This window comes from Massilia sp. TSP1-1-2, from assembly GCF_049896185.1.
In the GTDB taxonomy this organism is placed as follows: Bacteria; Pseudomonadota; Gammaproteobacteria; order Burkholderiales; family Burkholderiaceae_D; genus Telluria_A.
On sequence record NZ_JAFCTU010000002.1, the window covers coordinates 175,124 to 198,930 of the forward strand.

The 23,807-nt window shown below is 61.9% G+C and carries 20 protein-coding genes; 4 read left to right on the forward strand and 16 right to left on the reverse strand.

Going from position 1 to position 23,807, the window contains the following annotated elements; translation table 11 throughout:
• Positions 1 to 464: 464 nt before the first annotated feature.
• Positions 465 to 803 carry a hypothetical protein gene (locus ACP7BV_RS02725; protein ID WP_426101250.1) on the reverse strand — a complete coding sequence of 113 codons (339 nt, stop codon included), beginning with the start codon at positions 801 to 803 and terminating at the stop codon, positions 465 to 467.
• 109 nt (positions 804 to 912) lie between these two features.
• Between ACP7BV_RS02725 and ACP7BV_RS02730 the strand changes: the two genes are divergently transcribed.
• Positions 913 to 1,248, forward strand: a complete 336-nt coding sequence (locus tag ACP7BV_RS02730) for a zinc ribbon domain-containing protein YjdM (RefSeq protein WP_426101252.1) — start codon at positions 913 to 915, stop codon at positions 1,246 to 1,248.
• Positions 1,249 to 1,292: 44 nt separating this feature from the next.
• Here ACP7BV_RS02730 and ACP7BV_RS02735 read toward each other — a convergent pair whose 3' ends face one another.
• The 10 genes from ACP7BV_RS02735 to ACP7BV_RS02780 all read right to left on the reverse strand — a co-directional run bounded on the left by ACP7BV_RS02735 (position 1,293) and on the right by ACP7BV_RS02780 (position 13,110).
• Positions 1,293 to 3,986: a molybdopterin-dependent oxidoreductase gene (locus ACP7BV_RS02735; protein ID WP_426101254.1), complete on the reverse strand. Its 2,694-nt coding sequence runs from the start codon at positions 3,984 to 3,986 to the stop codon at positions 1,293 to 1,295.
• A gap of 48 nt (positions 3,987 to 4,034) precedes the next feature.
• A complete protein-coding gene (locus ACP7BV_RS02740; protein ID WP_426101408.1) occupies positions 4,035 to 5,309 on the reverse strand; it encodes an NAD(P)/FAD-dependent oxidoreductase in 1,275 nt (424 codons plus the stop codon).
• A 23-nt stretch (positions 5,310 to 5,332) separates the two neighbouring features.
• Positions 5,333 to 5,680, reverse strand: a complete 348-nt coding sequence (gene nirD, locus ACP7BV_RS02745) for a nitrite reductase small subunit NirD (protein WP_426101256.1) — start codon at positions 5,678 to 5,680, stop codon at positions 5,333 to 5,335.
• Positions 5,681 to 5,692: 12 nt separating this feature from the next.
• Positions 5,693 to 8,227, reverse strand: a complete 2,535-nt coding sequence (nirB, locus tag ACP7BV_RS02750; RefSeq protein WP_426101258.1) for a nitrite reductase large subunit NirB — start codon at positions 8,225 to 8,227, stop codon at positions 5,693 to 5,695.
• The gene (locus ACP7BV_RS02755; RefSeq protein WP_426101260.1) at positions 8,224 to 9,564 is read right to left on the reverse strand and encodes an MFS transporter; all 1,341 of its coding nucleotides are present in this window, start codon (positions 9,562 to 9,564) and stop codon (positions 8,224 to 8,226) included. Before ACP7BV_RS02755 ends, nirB begins: the two co-directional genes overlap by 4 nt.
• Positions 9,565 to 9,823: 259 nt before the next feature.
• Positions 9,824 to 10,471, reverse strand: a complete 648-nt coding sequence (locus tag ACP7BV_RS02760) for an ANTAR domain-containing response regulator (protein WP_426101262.1) — start codon at positions 10,469 to 10,471, stop codon at positions 9,824 to 9,826.
• A 103-nt stretch (positions 10,472 to 10,574) separates the two neighbouring features.
• Complete coding sequence (locus ACP7BV_RS02765) at positions 10,575 to 11,237, reverse strand: crotonase/enoyl-CoA hydratase family protein (RefSeq protein ID WP_426101264.1); 663 nt, start codon at positions 11,235 to 11,237, stop codon at positions 10,575 to 10,577.
• A complete protein-coding gene (locus ACP7BV_RS02770; RefSeq protein ID WP_426101266.1) occupies positions 11,186 to 11,389 on the reverse strand; it encodes a hypothetical protein in 204 nt (67 codons plus the stop codon). The genes ACP7BV_RS02765 and ACP7BV_RS02770 overlap by 52 nt, the downstream gene beginning before the upstream one ends.
• Before the next feature lie 9 nt (positions 11,390 to 11,398).
• Positions 11,399 to 12,691, reverse strand: a complete 1,293-nt coding sequence (locus tag ACP7BV_RS02775) for an LVIVD repeat-containing protein (protein WP_426101268.1) — start codon at positions 12,689 to 12,691, stop codon at positions 11,399 to 11,401.
• On the reverse strand, positions 12,688 to 13,110 hold the full coding sequence (locus ACP7BV_RS02780; protein ID WP_426101270.1) for a hypothetical protein: 423 nt from the start codon (positions 13,108 to 13,110) through the stop codon (positions 12,688 to 12,690). Before ACP7BV_RS02780 ends, ACP7BV_RS02775 begins: the two co-directional genes overlap by 4 nt.
• A gap of 212 nt (positions 13,111 to 13,322) precedes the next feature.
• Between ACP7BV_RS02780 and ACP7BV_RS02785 the strand changes: the two genes are divergently transcribed.
• Positions 13,323 to 13,772, forward strand: coding sequence for a YbaK/EbsC family protein (locus ACP7BV_RS02785; protein ID WP_426101410.1), 450 nt, complete (start codon positions 13,323 to 13,325; stop codon positions 13,770 to 13,772).
• A gap of 173 nt (positions 13,773 to 13,945) precedes the next feature.
• On the opposite strand, the gene ACP7BV_RS02790 is transcribed toward ACP7BV_RS02785, so the two are convergent.
• The 5 genes from ACP7BV_RS02790 to ACP7BV_RS02810 all read right to left on the reverse strand — a co-directional run bounded on the left by ACP7BV_RS02790 (position 13,946) and on the right by ACP7BV_RS02810 (position 20,920).
• Positions 13,946 to 16,063 carry a putative bifunctional diguanylate cyclase/phosphodiesterase gene (locus ACP7BV_RS02790; protein WP_426101272.1) on the reverse strand — a complete coding sequence of 706 codons (2,118 nt, stop codon included), beginning with the start codon at positions 16,061 to 16,063 and terminating at the stop codon, positions 13,946 to 13,948.
• A complete protein-coding gene (locus ACP7BV_RS02795; RefSeq protein WP_426101274.1) occupies positions 16,060 to 16,497 on the reverse strand; it encodes a response regulator in 438 nt (145 codons plus the stop codon). Before ACP7BV_RS02795 ends, ACP7BV_RS02790 begins: the two co-directional genes overlap by 4 nt.
• Complete coding sequence (locus ACP7BV_RS02800) at positions 16,481 to 17,644, reverse strand: sensor histidine kinase (RefSeq protein WP_426101276.1); 1,164 nt, start codon at positions 17,642 to 17,644, stop codon at positions 16,481 to 16,483. The genes ACP7BV_RS02795 and ACP7BV_RS02800 overlap by 17 nt, the downstream gene beginning before the upstream one ends.
• Positions 17,645 to 17,906: 262 nt before the next feature.
• Positions 17,907 to 18,560, reverse strand: a complete 654-nt coding sequence (locus tag ACP7BV_RS02805) for a response regulator (RefSeq protein WP_426101278.1) — start codon at positions 18,558 to 18,560, stop codon at positions 17,907 to 17,909.
• Positions 18,560 to 20,920, reverse strand: coding sequence for a PAS domain S-box protein (locus ACP7BV_RS02810; RefSeq protein ID WP_426101280.1), 2,361 nt, complete (start codon positions 20,918 to 20,920; stop codon positions 18,560 to 18,562). Before ACP7BV_RS02810 ends, ACP7BV_RS02805 begins: the two co-directional genes overlap by 1 nt.
• 299 nt (positions 20,921 to 21,219) lie before the next feature.
• On the opposite strand from ACP7BV_RS02810, the gene ACP7BV_RS02815 reads away from it, so the two are divergent.
• The gene (locus ACP7BV_RS02815; protein ID WP_426101282.1) at positions 21,220 to 21,759 is read left to right on the forward strand and encodes a heme NO-binding domain-containing protein; all 540 of its coding nucleotides are present in this window, start codon (positions 21,220 to 21,222) and stop codon (positions 21,757 to 21,759) included.
• Positions 21,740 to 23,749 (forward strand): putative bifunctional diguanylate cyclase/phosphodiesterase, encoded by a 2,010-nt coding sequence (locus ACP7BV_RS02820; protein WP_426101284.1) that lies wholly within the window; start codon positions 21,740 to 21,742, stop codon positions 23,747 to 23,749. The genes ACP7BV_RS02815 and ACP7BV_RS02820 overlap by 20 nt, the downstream gene beginning before the upstream one ends.
• The last annotated feature ends 58 nt before the right edge of the window (positions 23,750 to 23,807 follow it).

Here is a 23,807-nt window from a genome sequence, read left to right on the forward strand (position 1 = left end):
CTTGTGAGACCGGGGCCATAGTCCAACACTTTTTGGCAAATGCGACGCAGGCCGCTGCCGGGAGGGCGAAGCGACGCTGTTGGCCGATCCGCCCTGCCGGGGATGTTGCCGAAGGGACGACAGTGCTGCAGAGCCACGTCGTCCTCGCACACGATTCTGGTGAGCCATTTTTTAGAACTGCTCGCGATGGCCCTACGGGGTGGTGGATCGGGCAGCGCTGGCAGACTGCGCGTTCGTTTATCCGCCCAACTGGGTGCGTCCCGGGCGGCGCGTGGCGGATTGCGCGTTCGCTTATCCGCCCTACCGTGCTGGATCAGGCTACGCAGAGAGGCCGCGCCGCGCTTTCCGGCAACGCTGGCGCGGCGACGGTCGCTCGGCAAAGCGGGCACTGCCACCGAGCCAGGCACGTCGCCAATGATGCTAATGTAGCGCCGCCACTGCCCCGCCAGCACCTTTGCCGGCGGCTACCGCAGGCTTGCCCGCGAAGCCGGGTCATCGATGGCGCGGGCGCCATGCTGCGCCAGGATCGCATCGGCCCGGCCGGCCAGCGCGGCGTCGGCCGCGGCCACCGTCATGATGCAGTGGACGTTGCGCGCCGGATTGGCATAATTGCGCTCGTAGGTATGACTATCGCTCTCAACTGGCGAATTGCCGACCGTGAAATTCCCATGCACCGGCCCCGCCTCATCATTGGCGACACTGACCAGGATGTCGCTCGCTTCAAAGCCTTCGGCCAGCAAGGCTTCGCGCGCGACTTGCGCACGTTCAAAAGCATCAAAAATCCTGACGACTGCGTTGACCATGTTCGTCCCCTCGGCTTGTCCAATCTGGTTCGACCATGGCGCGGCCAAATGATTCGCCGGCCCGCGCGAATCGAAGCGTATACTGGCGCCTTTGTCGAAGGATAGTCCGATGAGCACACTCCCACCCTGCCCCCAATGCAATGGCGCATTCACTTACGAGGATGGCGGCGGTTACGTGTGTCCCGAGTGCGGCCACGAATGGCAAGCCCAGGCGTTCGCCGCCGATGAAGCGAAGGTATATCGGGATGCGGCAGGCAATGTGCTGCAAGATGGCGACACCGTCACCGTCATCAAGGACCTCAAGCTCAAGGGTGGCGGCGGGACCGTCAAGATGGGCACCAAGGTCAAGAATATTCGCCTGGTCGACAGCGACCACGATATCGATTGCAAGATCGACGGCTTCGGCGCCATGAGCCTCAAGACGGAGTTCGTCAAAAAGGTTTGACGGAGCGACGGCCAACGGCCCCGGCGCTTGCAACAGCGCCGCCCTTACGCCGTCTCCCGCACCCGCGTTTCCACCAGAATCACCTTGATCTCGGGTACGCAGGAGCCGCAATTGCCACCCGCCTTTACGCAGGCAGTGACCTCGGCCACGGTTTTCAGGTCGTTCTTGATGATAGCGTCGCAGATCATGTTGCGGCCCACGCCAAAGCACGAGCATACGGTAGCGCCCGCGTCGGCGCGCATGCCCAGCGCCTGGCCCGACAACACGCCGGCGCGGTCGCCCGGCGTCAACGTCTCCTTGGAAAACAATTCGGCCAGCCAGGCCCGCGCCGGCAAGTCAGGCCGCGGCGACAAAAAGATGCATTGCTCGATGCGCTCGCCGACCACGTGCACGGCCCGGTACACGCCACCGCTGCTGTCTTCGTAATCGAGCCAGTCGGCGTCGGCGTCCACCACGCCAAGCAGCTCGCGCGCCCACGCGCTACGCTCAAGCATGGCCTTGCGCCCTGCCAGTTCATAGCGCACAAAGCCGCGTCCCTGCACCCGCGTCCAGTGCGCCACACTGTCCAGATTGAGCTCGCTGCGGCTCAAGACAAACGCATGCCAGTTGACGCCGAAGCGCTCCACGTTGACCGGCGTATGCTTGAATTCAGGCTCGCCCGACACCGGATCGACCGCCGGATTGACCAGCGTGCCCACCCGCGCATCCGACGCATTCTGCCCATTCCAGTGGATCGGCACGAACACGCCGCCGCGCGCGATGCCCCCGCCATGCTGCACGCGCACCACCATCGCGCCCCATTCGCTGCTCACGCGCGCCAGCTCGCCCTCGCGCACGCCGTAGCGCAGCGCATCTTGCGGATGCATGTCGATGAACGGCTCCGACGTATGCTCGGCCAGGCGCGGCGCGCGTCCCGTGCGCGACATGGTGTGCCACTGGTCGCGCACGCGGCCGGTATTGAGCACCAGCGGAAATTCAGGCGAGACGGCGTGGGCCGGGGCGCGCGGCGCCGTCGCCACAAAGCGCGCCTTGCCGTCCGGGTGCGCAAAGCGCCCATCCTGGAACAGGCGCGCAGTGCCCGCGCCCTCGGGGGTCACCGGCCACTGCACTGGCGCCAGCTGTTCGTACTGGCGAGCGTCCATGCCGGCCAGCCCGGCCAGGTTGAACACGCGCACCGTCGCGCCTTCGTTGCGGTGGATCGACAGGCGCGCGTGTTCGTCGAACACCGCGTGCGCCGATTCAAAGTCAAAGCCGCCAAAGCCCATACGCTGCGCCACATCGCACAGAATGCGCCAGTCGGCGCGCGCCTCGCCGGGTGCCGGCATGAAAGCGCGCTGGCGCGAAATGCAGCGCTCCGAGTTGGTGACCGTGCCGTCTTTTTCGCCCCAGCCCAAAGCGGGCAGCAGCACGTCGGCAAAGGCGCTGGTGTCGGTCGTGCCGACGATGTCGGACACCACCACCAGCTCGCATTTTTCGAGCGCGCGCTGGACCTGGTTGGCGTCCGGCAGGCTCACCATGGGGTTCGTTGCAATGATCCATACCGCCTTGACCGTGCCCTGCTCGATCGCGTGGAACAGGTCGACCGCTTTCAGGCCGGCCTTGCCGGCGATGCGGGGCGACTGCCAGAACTCCTGCACCATGGCGCGGTGCGCCGGGTTGGCCAGCTCCATGTGCGCGGCCAGCATGTTGGCCAGCCCACCCACTTCACGCCCGCCCATGGCATTGGGCTGCCCGGTCAGTGAAAACGGCCCCATGCCCGGTTTGCCGATGCGCCCCGTGACCAGGTGGCAGTTGATGATCGCGTTCACCTTGTCGGTGCCGGCCGAAGACTGGTTCACGCCTTGCGAAAACGCCGTCACGACCTTGGTGGTGGCCTCGAAATGGCGGTAGAACGCGAGCAGGTCGTGCGGATCGAGGCGGCAGGTGCGCGCCACGTCGAGCAGCTCGGTGTCCGCCGCGACCATCGCTTCGGCCATTCCGCTGGTATGCTGCTCGATGAAGCGCTCGTCGCAGGCATGGCTGCGCGCGAGGTAACTGAGCAGGCCATTGAACAGCCAGACATCGGTGCCCGGCTTGACCGGCAGGTGCAGGTCGGCGATCTCGCAGGTGGCGGTGCGGCGCGGGTCGATGACGACCACCTGCACCTCCGGGCGCGCCTCTTTCAGGCGCGCGATGCGCTGGAACAGGATCGGATGGCACCATGCGCTGTTGGCGCCCACCAGCACGATCATGTCGGCTTCGTCGAAGTCGTCGTAGCAGCCCGGCACCAGGTCCGCGCCAAACGCGCGCTTGTGCCCCGCCACCGACGACGACATGCACAGGCGCGAATTGGTGTCGATGTTGGCGCTGCCCACATACCCTTTCATCAGCTTGTTGGCGACGTAGTAGTCTTCCGTGAGCAACTGGCCCGACACGTACAGCGCCACCGCATCGGGTCCATGCTCGGCGATGATGTCCGCAAAACCGGTGGCCACGCGTTCGATGGCGTCGTCCCACGAGGCCTGGCGCAGCACGCCCTCGCTGTCCCGCAGCGCCGGATGCAGCAGCCGCCCGTCCAGGCTGAGCGTTTCGCCGAGTGCGGCGCCCTTGACGCACAGTCGCCCGCGATTGGCCATGTGGCTGGCGTCGCCCGCGATGGCGATGGCGCCGTCCGGCAAGGGCGTGGCGGTGATGCCGCAACCCACGCCGCAGTACGGGCAGGTACTCTTGATGGCCAGGGGGATGGGGGATAGGTTCATGCAATGCTCCGGGGGCGGGGGGGACAGGTTATGCGGCAGCTGGGCTACTCAAGCGGCAGCTTGCGCGCACAAGGCTTCGCCAAACAGCAGGCGGCTGCGCATGGCCGAGATATCGGTACGGTTCTGGATCAGGCCAAAGTACCAGGGTCCATCCTGCACGTCGCCGTACAACACGGCGCCGGCGATGCGGTTACCGGCCAGGACCAGCCGTTTGTAGACGCCGCGCCGCGGGTCGCGCAAGACCAGGTCTTCGCTGCCCTCGCCGCCAATGAAGTCGCCCACCGAATACAGGTCGACGCCGGTCACTTTGAGCCTGGTGGCGGTGGCTGCCTGTACGTAGCGGCGGTGGCCTTTTTGGGCCAGGTGTTCAGCGCAGACTTTGGCCTGATCCCAGATCGGGGCCACCAGGCCAAAGATGGCGCTGCGGTGCTGCACGCATTCGCCCACCGCGTACACGCGCGGGTCGTACGTTTGCAGCGTGTCGTCCACCACGATCGCGCGTTCGCAGTGCAGGCCGGCTTCCTGCGCCAGCGCGATGTTGGGGCGCACGCCGGCGGCCATCACCACCAGGTCGGCCGCGATCTGGCTGCCGTCCTTGAAGCGCACGGCGCTCACGCGCTGGTCGCCGACAATTTCCGACGTGTGGGCCTCAAGCATGAAATGCAGGCCCTTCGCCTCCAGCGCATGGCGCAGCATGAGCGAGGCCGGTTTATCGAGCTGCATGTTCATCAGGCTGTCGGTCACGTGCACCACGGTCACGTGCATGCCGCGCCGCTGCAGGCCGTTGGCCGCCTCCAGCCCGAGCAGGCCGCCGCCGATGACCACCGCGCGCCCGCCGCTCCTGGACGCTGCGAGCATCGTGTCGACGTCATTGATGTCGCGAAAACCGATCACGCCGGCCAGCTTGTGCCCCGGCACCGGGATGATGAACGGGTTTGAGCCGGTCGCCATCAGGAGCCGGTCATACCACACTTCGCGGCCCGACTTGGCGCGCACCAGGCGCCGGCGGCGGTCGATGTGGACGATCGGGTCGCCCGCATGCAATGCGATACCGTTTTCGGCATACCATGCCCGGGTATGTATCATGATGTCGTCCATGCTCTTGTCGCCGGCCAGCACCGGCGAAAGCAGGATGCGGTTGTAGTTCCCGTGCGGCTCGGCGCCGAAGACGGTGATGTCATACAGGTCCGGCGCCAGCTTGAGCAACTCCTCGACCGTGCGCATGCCGGCCATGCCGTTGCCGATCACGACCAGCGACTGACGCGCCGGCGCAGGGGTCTGGCGCGCCGCGTCGCGCTTCTGGGCCGCGGCCGCGCGCGGCAAGGCGACTTTCCCGGGCAGCCGGATCACGATGCGACCCACACCTTGCCGCCCTCGATCCGGGTGCGGTAGCTCGCCACCGAATGCTCCGGCGCTTCCAGGCATTCGCCGGTGGCCAGGTCGAAGTGCTGCTTGTAGATGGGCGAGGCGACGACGATCCGTTCGCCCAGGTTGCCGACCATGCCGCGCGAGAGCACCGAGGCGCCGCTGTTCGGATCAAAATTGCCGATCGCATAAAAGCGCTGCTCGCCGGCGGCCACGTTGAAGACCGCCACATGTTCGCCGCCGATCAGCGCGCACACGCCGGTGTTGGGCACGATGGCGTCCAGCGCACAGACGGCAGTCCAGTTGTCCATTTGAATATCGCGATGCATGTGATGCTCCAGTCAGGCTGTTTTGACGGCGATGGGAATGACGCGTTTGCGCTCTTCAATGGTGGCGGGGCGGATCTGGCCGCGCTCCGGCATGAAGACCACGTTCTGGTCTTCCTTGTCGCTGTTGACGAAGGTACGAAAGCGCGCGCGCGTGGCCGGATCCTCGACTGCCGCTTTCCATTCGCAGGCGTAGGTGTTGACCACGTGCTGCATGTCCGCTTCAAGCGAGGCGGCCAGGCCCAGCTTGTCGTTGATGATCACGTCTTTCAGGTATTCGAGCCCGCCTTCGAGGTTGTCGCGCCAGACGCTGGTGCGCTGCAGGCGGTCGGCGGTGCGCGTATAAAACATCAGGAAGCGGTCGATGTAGCGCACCACGCTCGCTTCATCCAGGTCCGACGCGATCAGCTCCGCGTGGCGCGGCTTCATGCCGCCATTGCCGCACACGTACAGGTTCCAGCCCTTCTCGGTGGCGATCAAGCCCACGTCCTTGCCCTGCGCTTCGGCGCACTCGCGGGTGCAGCCCGAGACGCCGAACTTGATCTTGTGGGGCGTGCGCAAGCCCTTGTAGCGGTTTTCCAGTGCAATCGCAAAGCCGACGCTGTCGGCCACGCCGTAGCGGCACCAGGTGGAACCCACGCACGATTTGACCGTGCGCAGCGACTTGCCATACGCATGGCCGGACTCGAAGCCGGCCGCGATCAGCTCTTCCCAGATCAGCGGCAGCTGCTCGACGCGCGCGCCGAACAGGTCGACCCGCTGCCCGCCCGTGATCTTGGTGTACAGGCCATATTTCTTGGCCACTGTGCCCACCGCAATCAGCCCGTCGGCCGTCACTTCGCCGCCCGCCATGCGCGGCACCACCGAATAGGTGCCATCTTTCTGGATATTGCCCAGGAAGTAGTCGTTCGAATCCTGCAGGCCCGCGTGCTCGGGTTTGAGCACAAAGTCGTTCCAGGTCGAGGCCAGCACGCTGGCCGCCACCGGTTTGCAGATGTCGCAACCCAGGCCCTTGCCATGCGCGGCCAGCAGGTCGCCGAAGGTCTTGATTTGGCCGACCTTCACCAGGTGAAAAATCTCCTGGCGCGAATACGGGAAGTGTTCGCACAGGTGGTTGTTGACCGCCATGCCCTGCTTTTTCATCTCGGCCTTCATCACCTGCGTGACCAGCGGCACGCAGCCGCCGCACGAGGTGCCGGCATTGGTACAGCTCTTGAGCGCGCCAATGGTCGTGGCGCCGCCGCACACGGCCGCGCAGATTGCGCCCTTGGAGACATCGTTGCACGAGCAGATCTGCGCGCTGTCGGGCAAGGCGTCCACGCCCAGGGCGGGCCTGGCCTTGCCGTCCGACGAAGGCAGAATCAGGAACTCGGGCGACTCCGGCAGCTCGATCTTGTTTAACATCATCTGCAGCAGCGTGCCGTATTCGGCGGCGTCGCCCACCATCACGCCGCCAAGCAGGTATTTGCCGCATTCGGAGACGACGATCTTCTTGTACACCTGCTTGCGCTCGTCCATGAACTGGTACGAGCGGCTGCCGGCAACGGCGCCGTGCGGGTCGCCAATGCTGGCCACGTCCACGCCCATCAGTTTGAGCTTGGTGCTCATGTCGGCGCCGGTGAACTGGGCCGCCTGCTCGCCGGCGATGTGGCGCGCCGCCACGCGCGCCATGTCGTAGCCGGGCGCCACCAGGCCGAACACCTGGCCGTTCCACAGCGCGCATTCGCCAATGGCATACACGTCCGGGTCGGACGTCAGGCAGCTGTTGTCGATCGCGATGCCGCCGCGCGCGCCGACCGCCAGGCCGCAGCCGCGCGCCAGCTGGTCGCGCGGGCGAATCCCGGCCGAGAACACGATCATGTCGGTGTCCAGATGCGTGCCGTCGGCAAAGCGCATGCGGTGCGTGCCCTCCTCGCCATCGACAATTTCCAGCGTGTTCTTGTGGGTGTGGACCGTCACGCCCAGGTCTTCGATCTTGGCGCGCAGCACGCGCGCGCCGCCGTCGTCGACCTGCACCGCCATCAGGCGCGGCGCAAATTCGACCACGTGGGTCTGCAATTGCATGTCGACCAGCGCCTTGGCGCATTCCAGGCCCAGCAGGCCCCCGCCAATCACCACGCCGGTCTTGGAGCGCTTGCCGCATTCGAGCATCTTCTCCAGGTCTTCAATGGTGCGATAGACGAAACAGTCCTTGCGGTCCTTGCCGGCCAGCGGCGGCACGAACGGATAAGAACCGGTGGCAAACACCAGCTTGTCGTATTCGAGCACCTCGCCGCTGCGCAGCGTGACGGTCTTGCCGGCGCGGTCCACTTCCACCGCGCGCGCATTGACCTTCAGCAGCATGTTGCCGTTGTCGAAAAACCCCGACGGCACCAGCGACAGGTCGTCTGCCGATTTACCGGCGAAAAATTCGGACAGGTGCACCCGGTCATAGGCCGCGCGCGGCTCTTCGCACAAGACCGTGACTTCAAGATCGGGCACGTTGCTGCTATTGAGCGACTCGAGAAATTTGTGGCCCACCATGCCGTGGCCGATGACGATGATTCTCATGCCAGTTTTCCTTGAGCGATGGCCGCTGTGGCACCAAGCTTGGCGTCAACCTTGGCGTCAACCGTGGCGTCGACCGCAGCCGTCAAGCGCACGGCGATGGCGCAAATGGCCGACAGCAGCACCATGAATGATAGGATGCCGAGCGTTTGCTGGATGTCGCCGGTACCTTTCATCAGAAAGCCCGCCGCCACCGCGCCCACGTTGCCGCCGGCGCCGATGATGCCGGCCACGCCGCCGAGTGCCTTGTTGTCGATGAACGGCACCAGTGCGTACGTCGCACCGCAAGCCATGTGGGTGAACAGGCCAAAGACCAGCATGGCGATGACGGCAAAGGTCACGTTGTCGGCTTTTGAAAACCACAACAGGCCCAGGCCTTCGCCGATCATCATCACGAACAGCAGCGTGACGCGGCTATTGAGGTTGCCGCGCAACGCCATCTTGTCGGACAGCCAGCCGCCCAGCGCGCGGGCAAACAGGGCCAGCAAACCGAAGCTGCCGGCAGCCAGGCCGGCCGACTTCAAGGACAGGCCGAAATGGTCGACGTAGTACACGGCCGCCACGTTGTGGATGAAGATCTCGATTCCGAAGCAGGCGCCGTAAGTGACGAACAGCAGCCACACGCGGTAGTTGGCGCTGGCCGCCTTGAAGCTGGACCAGCCGCCCTTCTTGCCGCCTTCGATCGGGATGCCGGCCTTGCGCATGGCGTCGTAGTTACCCAACGGGCAGTCCTGGGTGAAGTTCCAGTAGACGAAGGCCATGCTGATCATCAGCACGCCCGGCACCACCAGCGCCACGCGCCAGCCGAGCGTACTGGAAACGCCCGCCATGACGAGCGCGCCCACCAGCAAAGGCATCAGCGCTTGCGCTGCGCCGCCGCCCGCGTTGCCCCAGCCGGCAGCGGCCGCGTTGGCCGTGCCCACCACTTTCGGGGCGAACATGACGGACGTGTGGTACTGCGTGATCACGAAACTTGCGCCCACCGCGCCAATCCCCAGACGGAAAAACAGGAAGCTCTCGTAGCTTTGCGAGGCGGCCACGCCGAGCACGGGAATGGCGCCTAACGCAAGCAGCGCGGTGTAGGCTTTGCGCGGACCGAAGCGGTCGCACATCGGGCCGATGATCAGGCGCACCAGGATAGTGATGGCGACGGCGGCGATATTGATGTTGGCCACCTGTCCCATGGTCAGGCCGAATTCGCCTTTGATGATGGGCATCAGCGGTGCGCAGGCGAACCAGGCGAAAAAGCAGACGAAAAACGCCATCCAGGTCAGGTGAAAGGCACGCATCTGCGGCGTGTTGAAAGTGAAAAGCGCAATACTGTTTGCTTTGGTGGCCATGATCTATCCCGTGTAGAAAACAAAATGGCGTCCGGCCAGGACCCGGTCATGAAAAACCGGAGCTGGTCGGACGCCGTTGTCCTGCCAATCCGTCGTTAGATCAGCGCAAATTATTCAGGGGATCGCCATTGATCCGATAAGCTATGGTTAGCAATCCGCGTGCCAGGGTAAGGCGGGGCATATTGACAGTACCTTTGCCCGCGGCGCTACATTGCGGTGCAACATAATCCCAAAATGGTGCGCCGGGGCGTGCACCAGGTCAGCCGAGCAAGTCTTCCACGTCGAGGATGCGCTGGGCGATGTCAGCCAGCTTCATGTTCTTGTTCATCGCCATGCTGCGCAGCTTTTGGTACGCCTGCTCTTCGCTCAAGCGCGCGCTGTTCATCAGCAGTCCCTTGGCGCGGTCGATCACCTTGCGCTCGGCCAGCTTGTGGCGCGTGTCTTCCAGTTCGGCCAGCAGCTTTTGCTCTTGCCGAAAGCGCGCCAGCGCCACGTTGAGCACCGGCTTGATACGCTCGCTGTGCAGGCCGGCCACCACGTACGCCGAGACGCCCGCCGCCATCGCCGCATCCATGCTGCGCGTGGTGTCGTCGTCGGTAAACAGCACGATGGGGCGCCGCTCGTCGCGGCTGGCGATGACGATGTGTTCGAGGACGTCGCGCGCATCGGACTGCGCGTCGATGATGATCATGTCCGGCTGGAGCTGGGCGATCCGTTCGGGCAGGTACATGTCGGCCGGCAGCGAGGCGACGATATCGTAGCCCGACTCCAGCAGCCCGATGCGCAAGGCGTTGCCGCGCCGGACCTGGGCGGCCAGCGCGTGGTCTTGTTCGTCGCCGTCGAGAACGACCGTGTTGACGACGACGATGCGCAGTGTGCGCGGTGTTGGCGTCTGGCTTGTTGGCATTATTGCAATAATAAAGTGAGGCGCGAGAATGCGCTTTCCCTTGTCATTAGCAATTTACGCGCCAGACGCAGTGCTGCAGCCGTGCAGCCCCGCAGCCGCCACTTTAGTCGCGAAACTCGGCCGCCTGCCCGCTCATGTTCGCCATCATTGCCTTTTGCAGGTCTTCGGACATCAGCATCGCCGCATTCCAGGTGGCGACATAATTCAAGCCGTCGGCCACCGTATGGTCGCGCGCATAGCTGATCATCTCCTTGGTGCCGCGGATCGCCAGCGGCGAGCGGGCCGCGATCGCCGCGGCGATCTCGCGCACGCCCGCGCCCAGTTCCTCGCGCGTGCCGAACACGCGGTTGACCAGGCCAATCTTGCGCGCTTCTGGCGCCTCCACGCGGCGCGCCGTGTAGGCCAGTTCGCGCGTGATGCCCTCGCCGATCAGGCGCGGCAAGCGCTGCAAGGTGCCGACGTCGGCGACCATGCCGATATCGATTTCCTTGATCGAAAAATACGCGTCGGCCGAGCAGTAGCGCATGTCGGCGCAGGTGATCAGATCGATACCTCCGCCGATGCAGGCGCCGTGCACGGCCGCCAGCACCGGCTTGCGGCAGCGTTCCAGGCTGCTCAAGGTGTCCTGCAAGTCGACGATCACGGCGCGCAGCGCTTCGCGCATGCGCCCTTCGCACTGGTCCTCGATCTGCGCGCCCAGGCCCATCATCATCTTCAGGTCGATCCCAGAGGTGAAGCACTTGCCTTCGCCTTCGAGGATCGCCACGCGCGCGCCTGGGGCGTCGCATCGACCCATTTGAAGGCCGAGCGGATGTCGTGCCACATCGCCAGGTTCATGGCGTTCGCTTTCTCGGGGCGGTTCAGGGCAATGGTGGCGATGTGGCCGTCGAGGCTGACGGCGAGTGTTTCAAATTGCATGCGGCGCTTTCAAGGTGTGATGCTGATCAGGTGGAAACCGGTTTCGATATCGCTGCACGTGAGCAGCGGCAGTCCGGGAAATTTATAGACGCCCCAGCAGCCGCTGTAGCCGGGGCCCGCCAGCGCGCTGGTATCGACCCGCATCACCACCTTGGGCACGGCGGGGTTGGACAGGTCGACCGCCACTGCGCCTTCGGTGTAGTGGCTCAGGTAAGCCATATTACCCTCCATGATCACGTTGTGCGGCGTGCCGGTGCCCACCTTGAACGTCGAGAGCTGGGTCGGCGCGGCTGCGCCATTCAAGCGCCAGACCCGTGCCGGCAGGCCGGCGGGCACTTCCTCGGTCGTCACCACAAAAGTGCCGTCGCCGCTCGGCCAGATGTTGTGCGCGAAGTTACCCGGCGTGCCCACCCAGCGCACCAAGAGCCTGGGCGCGGCGGGCGTTGTCAGGTCCCAGATCGACCAGCTGTTGGCCGTGCCCTCGGCCACGTACACCAGGTTGCCGACGGCGGTCATGTCGTGCACCGACTTGTTCAGGTTGAAGGTGGTGATGTAGCGCGGGTTTTCAGGATCGGTCTTGAGGTCCCACACTTCAACCGAACCGTCGCTCGGGCCGCCATGTTCATGTTCGCCCTCGGTGTGGGCCGCCGCCATGGCGCCGCCGAACACTGCTGGCGCGGGCGCATCGAGCAGCGGCGCGCTGATGGGCGCTGGCGCTGGAGGCGCGACGCTGACGGGCCGCTGAAGGTACGCCAGGCCGCGCGCAGTATCGATGTCGATCGTGTGCGCGCGCAGCGTGCCGTCGCGCGGGGCGAAGCTTTTCACGAAGCGCACCGAGGCCGGCAGCGCCGACAAATCGAGGATCATGACCCCGCCGCGCACATTGTCCTGCTCCGAGACGATGTAGGCATGGGTGCCGTAGACGCGCATCTCGCGCCAGTAAACGCCGGGCGACGGCGTATTGGTCGGGCCGTCGATCTCGTCGACCACGCGCACGTTGGCACTGTCGCGCAGGTCGAGCACCAGGATGCCCTTGGCGGTGCCCATCAGTGCATAGCGCGCGCCGTCCGGCGCGGTGTAGCCCCAGTTGCCGGCCACGCCAGTGCGCGCCACGCTCGCCAGCTGCTTGCCGCCAAAGTCGCCCGGAGAACCCGGCTGCACCACCACCGGTGGCGGCGGCAAAGTTGCCCCACCCCCGCCCCCACCACCACCGCCGCAGCCGCTCAAACCAACGATGCACAGCGCCAGCAAGGCGCCGATGGCAGACCGGCTGGGCGCCGGGAATGGACGAATATGCTTCATGTAGTCTCCTCAATGCTGGTCAATGGTGTGGGAAAAGCGCCGGGCGCGGCGACCTGGCAGCGGTTGCGCCCCTTCTTCCTTGGCACGATCAGCGCCGCATAGCCGCCCATCACCAGCGTCAGAACGACAAAGTCGCGCAGGCGGAATTGGAACAGGCCGTGAATGGCCAGCGTCATGCTCGGATCGGCCAGGCGCAAATTGACGCTGGTCTTGATGGCGGCAAAAAAGAAGGCGTTCAAGGCCAGCACGATGGCGGCATACGTCAGCACGACCGGCATGGCAAAATAGCCGAGGTACCAGTAGATGACGACCAGGGCCAGCGTAAACAAATAAGAGACCGCGCCCAGGACCAGCCGGCGCAAGCGCAGCGCCTGCTGTTTGCGGATGTCGCCGCGCCCGCTTCGGGAGTCGATCTTCATCGGGACGGAGAAACCATGGTGTGCCGCCTTAGAAAGGGTGGTGCCGGTGTCACGGCAAGCTTACCGTTAACCGTGTGCATGCCGCAACCACCCATTGTTTACTGTGCCCCCTGTTGCATAATGAAACTTAAACTGTCGACGAGGAGAAAAATTTGAATAACGACATAACGCTTCCTGACAGCGTGCAGCGCGTTGCCGCCCTGCTGGGCGCCATGCAGCATGACAAGCCCATCGTGATGCTGCCCGAATCGGGTAAAACGTCTGCGGAAGCGGCGCGCAGCCTGGGTTGTAACGTGGCCGAGATCGCCAAGGCGATCGTGTTCCGGCGCCTGGCCGACGACGTGGCCGTCATGATTCTCGCCAGCGGGGCCGACCGGGTGGACGAAGCCAAGGTCGCGGCGCTGGTGGGACCGATCGGCAAGGCAAACGCCCGCTTCGTCAAGGAAAAGACCGGCTACGCGATTGGCGGCGTATGCCCCATCGGGCACCCGACCGCGTCGCTGGTGCTGATTGACCGCAAGCTGTTCAATTACCCCAGCGTGTGGGCCGCAGCCGGCCATCCGCACGCCGTTTTCAACCTCACGGCGGTCCAGCTGCAGGCGATGACGGGCGCGCGCACGGCCGACGCCAGCGTTACCCCACCTGCGCTGTCATTCGCATGAGGCGGCTACACCGTCTTGCGGGATCAGCGTACGACGGCGCTTGCTTCCTGGCGCTCTCGCACCGCTCGTGGTTTTCATCATCATGAGCGATGCCCGACATATTGCCTTGGGCACGCTCGCATCTTATAACTGGCGTTAACTGTCTTGGCCGATCGGGCAAGGTCGACCTGGTCTTAGCCTGCACATGGTTCATGGAAAGCCACTGTCTCAGCTGTGAAGCGGCCATAGTTCAGTTTAGCCAGCGGTTCGGGGCGTCCAAATAGATATCCCTGGAGCCGCGTGCAACCACTGCGCAAGAGGAAGTCACGCTGCGCAAGGGTTTCCACGCCCTCGGCGATCACTTCGATGCCAAAATTGTGGGCCAAGTCGATAATCGAGAGCACGATCACAGCGTCGTTGGCGTTATCAATCACGTCCTGGACGAACGACCGGTCAATCTTGATCTCGTATAGCGGCAAGCGTTTCAGATAAGACAGTGAAGAAAAACCTGTGCCGAAATCATCCAGAGAAAAGCGAATACCGTGCTGACGCAGTGCGACCATCTTGCCGATTGAACTCTCCAACTGATCCAATAACAAGCTTTCCGTCAGCTCGAGTATGAGTCGATGCGGGTTGGCGCCGCTGTGATCAACGATGTCGAGTACGCGCTCGACAAAATTGATATCGCGAAATTGACGCGCGCTGACGTTCACGGCGATGGTCAGTTGGGCGCGTGCACAATCATGCGACCAGTCGACCAATTGGGCGCAGGCAGTTTCCAGTGTCCAATAGCCCAAATCGCAAATAAGGCCGGTTTCTTCGGCCAGGCCGATGAATGTTGCCGGCAGGACCAATCCTCTTTCTGGGTGTTGTAGGCGCAACAAAGCTTCCACTCCGAAAAGTTCTCCGGCGCTATCGACTTGCGCTTGATAGTAAAGCAAAAAGTGACGTCGCTTGAGGCCCTGGCGAAGATCTGCTTCCAGCGCGTTGCGCGTCGCAATGCGCGTTTGCATCGCGGGATCGAACATCATTTGGGTGTTGCGCCCGTTTGCCTTGGCGCTGTACATCGCAATGTCGGCGCGCTTCATCAATTCCTCGGGTGAACAACGGGTGTCGCAAAACAGGGTGATGCCAATGCTTGCAGAGATGCTGTACTCGCCACCATTGAGCACGTACGGTGTATTGATCAAGCCGATGATCTTGCACGCGATGGCATATACCTCGTTGGCGGCGACGGCCTCCATGCAGCTCAAGCGCTCGATAATGATAACGAATTCGTCACCGCCTGCGCGGGCGACGGTGTCGTGCGCCCGCATGGCCGAGCCCAGCCGAGCGGCAGTCTGCTTCAAGATCTGATCACCAGCGTCGTGCCCAAGCGTGTCGTTGAGTGTTTTAAAATTGTCCAGGTCCAGGAACAGCAGCGCACCATACTGTGTGCTGCGCTCGGTCAGTGCCAAGGCGTGGGAAAGCCGGTCTTGCATCAAGCGCCGGTTCGGCAATCCTGTCAAGGGATCGAGAAAGACGAGCTTGTGGATCGTCTCTTCCGACGCCTTGAGCGCGGTCACGTCGGTTGAAAATTCCCCAAGCAAACGCTGTCCTGACGCGCCGACAAAGGGAAATCGGGTACGTTTCCAGTAAGACATCTCCATATCGGGCTGGTGAAACTCGTCAATGGTTTCAATGATGGCGCCGTCTGCCAGCACCTGTTCGTCACGCACGCCCGACATGACGCCGCTACCAGGCTGCGCGGACGCATCCGTCCGGCCGATCCGCAGTTCGCTCGCCACCCCGTAAGCCGTACTCCATCCCTTGTTCATGTAAAGATAGCGGCCATCATGATCCTTGATCGATGCGACGAAAGGACTCGCATCCATGAACGCGTGAAAGCGTTTTTCACTATCGATCAGGTCCAACTGCGCGCGGCGCAGGCTGGCACGCGCGCTGGCATCGTCCAGTTCGCGCAGCAAGGCTGGTCCCAGGCGTGCCAGATTGTGCTTCATGACGTAATCATTGGCGCCCGCCTTCATGACCGCGACCGCCATTTCCTCGCCGACGGTGCCGGAAACGAGGATGAATGGGATGTCGCCATGCAGCGTTCGGCACAGTCTCAGTGCCTCCAAGCTACTGTAGCCAGGCATGGAAAAATCCGAAAGAACCGCATCCCATGGATCGGCGAGTGCTTCGGCAAGCGCTGCGCCGTCGTGCACGCGCTGCGCGCTCAGGTCAAAGCCCGCCTTGTTGAGCGCGCGCATGACCAGTGCGGCGTCGTCTTCCGAGTCCTCCACAAGTAACACCTTGAGCGCTCGCCTCATGCGCGGACCTGCGCTGGCGCGTTGTGATTCAAAGTCAGCCAATAGCTTGTAATGGCGATCATCATCTCGACAAATTGCGAAAAAGCGATGGGCTTGACCAGGTAGCTGTTCGCGCCCAGCGTGTAGCACGCCACCACGTCGTCGTCGAGCATCGACGAGGTCAGGATCAACACCGGGACCAGACGGGTACGGGCGTCGGCGCGGATCGCTTTGAGCACCTCGATGCCGCCGAGACCGACCAGTTTCAGGTCCAGCACAACCAGCTTGGGCAAGGCTTGCTGGCCGCAGCCGAACAAATAGTTGAGCGCTTCACCGCCGTCATGCACCACAATTACCGGATGGGTCATTTTGGCCAGGCGGAATGCGCGCAAGGTCAACGCCACGTCATCGAGATTGTCCTCGACCAACAGCAGCACGTCAGGATGCTGTGCCATGCTCAACCTCTTTGGTGGAAAAATAGAACGTCGCGCCATGGCCCACCTCGGCCTCGGGCCAGATGCGGCCACCATGGCGCTGAATAATGCGATTGACCAGCGCTAGGCCAATGCCGGTGCCAGGAAAGTCGGCCGTATGGTGAAGGCGTTGAAAAGCACCGAACAGTTTTGGCGCATTTCGCATGTCGAATCCAGCACCATTGTCGGCCACAAAGTACACCCCCCCGCCTGGCTGCGCGGTGCTGCCGATACGAATCACAGGCTTGGCCACCTTGGCAGTAAATTTCCACGCATTCTCGATCAGGTTTTGCAGCACGATCCGCAACAGCGCTTTGTCGCCGTGCATGTGCATGCCTGGTTCGATCACCCATTCGAGCTGGCGCTTTGGATGTTCCGCAGTCAGCTCGGCGGCGATACCGGTGCATAGCGCGCTCAAGTCGAGGTTCGCAAGTTTGAGCTCGACACGCCCCACATCGGACAGGCGTAGCAAGTCGTCAATCAACTGCCCCATGCGTTGGCTGGCATTCCGGATTCGCTGCAGGGCGTCCTTGCCGCTTGCATCGAGCTGCTGATCGTAATCCTCGAGCAGCGCAAGTGAAAAACCGTCCATGCTGCGCAGTGGTGCACGCAAATCGTGCGACACGGAATAGCTAAACGCCTTGAGCTCGTCGTTCAGCGCGCTCAGTTCAAGGTTCTTTTGACTGAGCATCGACTCGATGCGGATGCGGTCTTCGATTTCCAGTCGCAGCTGTTCGTTGCTGGCGCTCAGCGCCGAGGGACTGGGCAGCGCAAGCGCGAAGGGTATCAACTTGACCAGCAAAATAGCGGTGGGAATCGATGCCAGTGCCGTGATTGCCTTGATTGCCCCCGAGAGCCAGTATGCGGGATGCCATACGGTCCAGACCTCCATCACGTGACTGGTGCCACAGGCGAGGATGAAAACGGCAAAGCACACGAATATCCAGTTAAATTGCAAATCTTTGCGGCGACGAACAAAGTAGATCAATGTCAACGGAATAGTAAAGTAGGCAAGTGCAATCAGCGTATCGGAGCCCACATGCAGCCAGAGTAAAACTGGTTCCCACAAGTAGCAATGGCCGTGCGGCATAAAATCTTCTGTCGAGAAATACCGTATTAAATCGTCCATGAAAGTCCTTTGTGGGCGGTGTAACGTGACCGGTGCACGTCGACGCCGGCGCGAGGGACGGCGCCCCTATGTCAACCAGGCTGACACATCAGAGCAGCTTGGGCGATCCGTTTAAAACGCTAGCTGGTCTAGGCCATGGGGCATACCGCCGTCACTGAGCTGTTATTATCAATTAAAGTTTCCACGCGGAATTAAGGTTAATTCTTGGGTACAACAAGGATTTTTCTCGCCGGCCCACGTGTCCTACCTGATAACGCGGGCCTTAGCCCTCGGCGTCTGCCAGCCCGTTCTTGACCGCGAGCAGTACCAAGCTGACGACGTCCCGTACACCAAGTCGCTCCATCAATTGGGAGCGATGCGCCGCCACGGTCTTCTCGCTCAAGTCGAGGTCAAAAGCAATCTCCTTGGTGCTTTTCCGGGCAACGATCAATTTAAGGATTTGCAATTGGCGAGCCGTCAGCAACTGGAATTGCTTCTTCTCGCCCGTTGGGGCCAAGACAAATCGCTCGATCATTTTGGTCGATACGGCCGGGCTCAAATATTTGGTGCGGCGTACAATCGCATTGAGCGCAATTTCCAGTTCAGCCGGCGCGGATTCCTTCAACAGGTAGGCCGATGCGCCTTGCCGCAACGCTTCCGTCACCATTTCCTCAGACGCATGCATGCTTAGAATAATCGTAGCCACTTGGGGGAACTGCTGCTTGAGCACGCGTATCAGGTCGAGGCCGCTGTGCTCGCCCATCGTGATGTCGGTCACCACAATATCGGGAATCTGGCGGGCCACGCGCCGCATGGCTTCGTCCGGCTCTGAGGCCTCGGCGATCACGACATAGTCGTCTAGCTGATCAATCAGGCTGCGAATGCCCGCCCGCACCAAGACGTGATCGTCAACCAGCAAAATGGTCGTCTTGGGCATCAGCACGCTTGCAACGGGAAAACAACGATGACGCGGGTGCCGCCGCTGGCCGACGATTCAACATTGAACGTGCCACCTAGCAGTTCAACTCGCTCATGCATGCCGCGCAGACCACCGCGGCTGCCATCGGCACGCTGTACTTGGGTCCCTGCGTGATGAGCGAAGCCAACGCCATTGTCGCGAATAATCAGTTCAAGCTCACGTCCGGCTTCGCCGCCGTTCACTTCCACCACAACGCAGGTCGCATTGGCATGGCGTACGACGTTGGTAATACTTTCCTGCACAATGCGATAGACGGCGATTTCAATAGGCGGCGCGAGCTTGGCCGGCAAGCCCGCATATTCAAAGATATAGCCGCAGTCGCCTGTTGCAAATTGGCGCTTCAACAACTGCTCCAGCGCAGATTCAAGGCCGAGGTAATCGAGCGCCGGTGGTCGCAAGGACACCGAGATGACCCGAATCTGGGCGATCAAGGTCAGCACGGCCGCGTCGAGTACCGCCCAGGCCGCGTGCGCATCGGGCTCGAACAGAAAGCGGCGCAGGTGGTGCAGGTTAATTTTTAGCAGCGCCAGGCGCTGGCCCAGTTCGTCGTGCAGTTCGCGCGCCAGGCTGATGCGTTCCTGCTCCTGCGCATGCAATAGCTGGCTCGACATTTTTTCCAGGTTAGCATTCAAACTAAGAATTTTCGTCGCGGATTTTCTTTGCTCGGTAATGTCCTCGCCGATACTTGCGGTGCCGATCACCTTGCCATTGTGATCATGTAGCACAGAGCTGTTCCAGCAGATCAGGCGCCGCTCACCATTTTCCCTGAGGATTTCATCTTCATAGCGCAGCGTTGTTGGACTATCTGACAGCAAGTCGAGAAAGTGCTTCCTTGCCTCAGCATGATCGGCAGCCATGAAGATAGAGAACCAATCGCCGCCGATGACGGCATCGAGCCGGCGGCTGGTCAGGCGCAGCAAGGCTTCATTGCAAAATGTGACCTTGCCCTCGAGGTCGAGCATCACCGATAGTAAGCTCGAGTTATTCAACAACTCGTGGAAGCGGTGTTCGCTCTCGCGCAAATCATGCCCCGCCTCCCTGCTTTCCGTAATGTCCTGTGCCACTCCCGCAATACGGGTAACAATGCCGCCGGCGTCCAGGATCGAGAACACCTTGATGAAAATCCAGCGCACTTTCTGATCCGGGCGCCGGATTTGAAAGAAACAATCAAAGCGTGCGTTCGTGCTTTTACGATGTGTGGTGTAGGCAGTGGCGATACGTGCACAGTCATCCGGCAACATCGCGCTGGTCCATGAATGCGAATCGGCATACAAGCTGGCGCAGCTGCGCCCGATAATTTCTTCGTAAGCCGAACTGACATAGAGCACCCGCCACGTTGTGGCATCAAAAAGAAAAAAGACATCGCGAATGTTGTCGGCCATTTGGCGGAACTGCGCTTCGCTGGCGCGCAACGATTGTTCGGCGCGGTACTTTTGAGTCACCTCCATATGCATGACGACCGCGCCCTCTGCACCGTCGCCGAGGGGCGAAACCGTCATCATGAACCAGCGCTGCTGTTGCTCGGTATGGCAAGGGTACTCAATCGAAAAATCATGCGCTGCGCCACTGAGCACCGCTCGGATGCCGCAGGCCGCATCCAGGCTCCGATCCTCCTCAGACAGACCTGCGAGCTCGCAGATGGCGAGATAGTCGCTCCCAACGCCAAAATTACACCTTGGGGCCATCCCGTTAAGATCGGCAAAGTTACGCCAGGCCTGGTTAACGGAAACGACAATGCCCTGCCGGTCGAGCAAGGCGACGGTGACCGGCAGCGCATCGAGAATGGCAACTTGCCGCGCTCCCTTGCTTAATCGATCCGCCCCGGCAGGGTTAAGCGCGCCCGCGCGCGCTGGCCTCAGCACTAACGCCTCTCCATCCACAGGGAGAAACGCTTTTTCGGTCAACCGCAACAGATTGCGTACCTGAAGGCGCAGTTCATCAGCGCTTAGTGGCTGCATCAGGAAAACATCGGCACCCGCTTTCAGCGCGTTCACGCAGGCGCCAGAATGCGCGTGGGAGTTCACCACCAGCACAGGAATCTGTACGGTTGCCAGATTTGCTTTAAGCGATCGCACCCACGCATAGCCGTTCGCTTCGCCTGACGCCAAATCGAGAACGATCAGGCTGGGGGAGCACAAGGAGATGGCCGCCGAAGCAGCGACTACATCGGTTGCGCCGCTCACGCCATAGCCGTCTTCACGCAAGACCGACTCGATCGGCACAGCCACGCCGCTGCTACTGATGCCAACGAGCAGCAACTGGACTTGCGCATCGACGCCAGCTTGTGGCCGCGCAGCTAACATGACCGCGTCAACCACGATAAAACATCATCGTGTTCATGCATGCATTGTGCAGCATTTCCCGGCTTGTCGCGCACGATTGGCAGCTTGCGCCTCCCAGTGGAGCATCTGCACCCCGGGCGTCAACGTTGTCATCGGCGTGTCAATTCCATTGCATTGCCGTTCCTGCGGCGCGGCCTTGCAGTGATCGCATCAGACGTGGTCAACCTGGCGCAGCGCAACGCCGCTTGCCAACGCGGGGGGACAACTAGAAACAATTTCAATCATAGTTTCTCAAATGCTATATGATTACTTTGGTCATCACACCAGAGGCTACGATGAAAGGTGTCATTTTCAATCTGCTTGAGCAAGCCGTCAGCACGGAGTTCGGCGCAGCGACCTGGGACAAGCTGCTCGATGACGCTAAACTGTCGGGCGCCTACACTTCGCTCGGCAGCTACGCGGACGCCGAGATCATCGCCCTGGTCGATGTTGCCTCGAAGGCGCTCAAGCTGCCGCCCCCCGATGTGCTGCGCTGGTTTGGCCACCGCGCCATGCCCATGCTGTTTGCCCGTCATCCCGATTTTTTCAGCAAGCATGCCGCTACGCGCAGCTTCTTGCTTACCTTGAACGACATCATTCACCCAGAAGTGCACAAACTGTATCCGGGTGCGATCACGCCGGTGTTCGATTTCGGGGTCAGCGAGGATGGCGACTTGGTGATCGGTTATAGCTCGCCGCGCAAATTGTGCGCATTGGCAGAAGGTTTCATCAAAGGCTCCGCCGAGCATTTCCATGAGCAGGCCGACATCGAGCATCAACAATGCATGCATGAAGGCGCCGTCAAGTGTGTGTTCCATGTCCGAATACATCGATGACACGGCGGCGCTCAACGCCGAAATCACCCGCCTGAACCGGCGCCTGCTGCGCGCGACGACAGCGCGCCTTGAAGCCGAAGCGATCGCCGAACGCGGTCTGCGCGACCTGTTTCAAAGACAGCAGGAAATTGCCCTGCTACAAACGATTGCTACGGCAGCGAACCAGGCTACCAGCGTGGAAGACGCGATGTGCCACGCTCTGGCGGCAGTATGCAAATTTGCGTTCTGGCCACTGGGCCATTTGCTGCTGTCCGATGACGGCATCGACCGTCCGCTTCACTCGACGAGCACTTGGCATGACGAAAGCGCAGGCAAGTACGACGGCCTGCGTGCGCTCACTGAATCGATCGCATTCGGCACTGGCATCGGCCTTCCTGGTCGGGTCGCTGAAAGCGGTGCGCCGGCGTGGATCAATGTCGGCTCTGATGATGCAGATGCCTATCCGCGCCTGCCGGAAGCGATGCGCGCAGGCCTGAGCTCACTGTTTGCGTTTCCTGTGATGATCGGCACCGATGTCGTCGCTGTGCTCGAATTTTTCAGCATGAAGCTCCAGACGCCTGATGAAGCACTGCTGCGGTTGATGGCCCAAATCGGCATTCAACTCGGACGCGTCGTCGAACGCAACCGCACCAAGACCAAGCTGATGCACGATGCGCATCACGATTCGCTGACCCAACTGGGAAACCGTACGCTATTTCTCGCTCGCCTGCAGCATGCTCAGCGACGCGCCACGCGTGTGCCAGGCTACAAGTTCAGCGTACTATTCGTTGATCTGGACCGTTTTAAAGCGGTAAACGACGGCTTGGGGCACCAGGCAGGCGACCAATTGATCATCGCCACGGCCAACCGCTTGTCTTCCGCGCTGCGCCAGACCGATCTGATAACGCGCGGTGATGCAGATGATGGTGGCGCCGATATCGTGGCCCGCATTGGCGGCGACGAATTCATTATTCTGCTCGACAATATCAGCAGCGAGCAAGTTCCGGTGCGCGTTGCAGAAAGGCTGATCAGCGTCATGGCGCAGCCCTTCATGCTCGATGAGCAGCAGGTCATCGTGACGGCCAGTATCGGCATTGCCCAAAGCGCCAGCGGCTACGACGACGTGAAGAACATGGTGCGCGACGCCGATATTGCCATGTACTACGCCAAGCAGCAGGGCCGGGCGCGCTGGGTCATGTTCGACACCATCATGCAGCAGAAAGCCTTGCGTCGGTTGCGGCTGGAGTCGGAACTGCGTCTGGCGCAGGACCGGGGTCAATTGTGGCTGGCCTACCAGCCAGTTGTCACCCCCGGCGACGGCCTGATCCGCGGCTTCGAAGCGCTGCTACGCTGGAACCACCCCGTGTACGGTGCGGTCGGCCCGACCGAATTCATCCCGGTTGCCGAAGAGATCGGCTTGATCAGCGCGATGGGTTCCTGGATCCTGCAGCATGCATGCCGCCAGCTGCGCACTTGGCAGCATGAGAGCGGACGGTCGATGACGATGAGTGTGAATCTATCGGCCCTGCAACTGTCGAACGAAGGTTTGGTCGCGCTCGTTGAACAGACCCTGAACGAGACTGGCATCATTGCAGGCACCCTGAGACTGGAATTGACGGAAAGCGCGATCATGGCCGCCCCTGAGCGCGCGCTGAGCATATTGCTGCAGTTAAAGCAACTGGGCGTCAAGCTGTCACTCGACGATTTCGGTACCGGCTATTCTTCACTGAGCCAATTGCGGCGCCTGCCGATCGACACCTTGAAGATCGATCGTTCCTTCGTCAGCCAGATGGACCTGCACGATGACAAGCGCCAGATTGCCGAAGTGGTCATGATGCTTGCGCACATATTGGGTATGGAGGTCGTAGCCGAGGGGGCGGAAACAGCCGCCGAGGTTGAGTTATTACGCGAAATGGGCGCCGATTTTGTACAAGGCTACTACTACTTCAAGCCAATGCGGGCAGATGCAGCCGACGCAGCTTGGCGCGAGCAAGATGCAATGTGGATATAAGCATGTCCAGGTTTCAGCATTCGCGATATGCTAGTGTCACTGGCATTACACCTCGAGC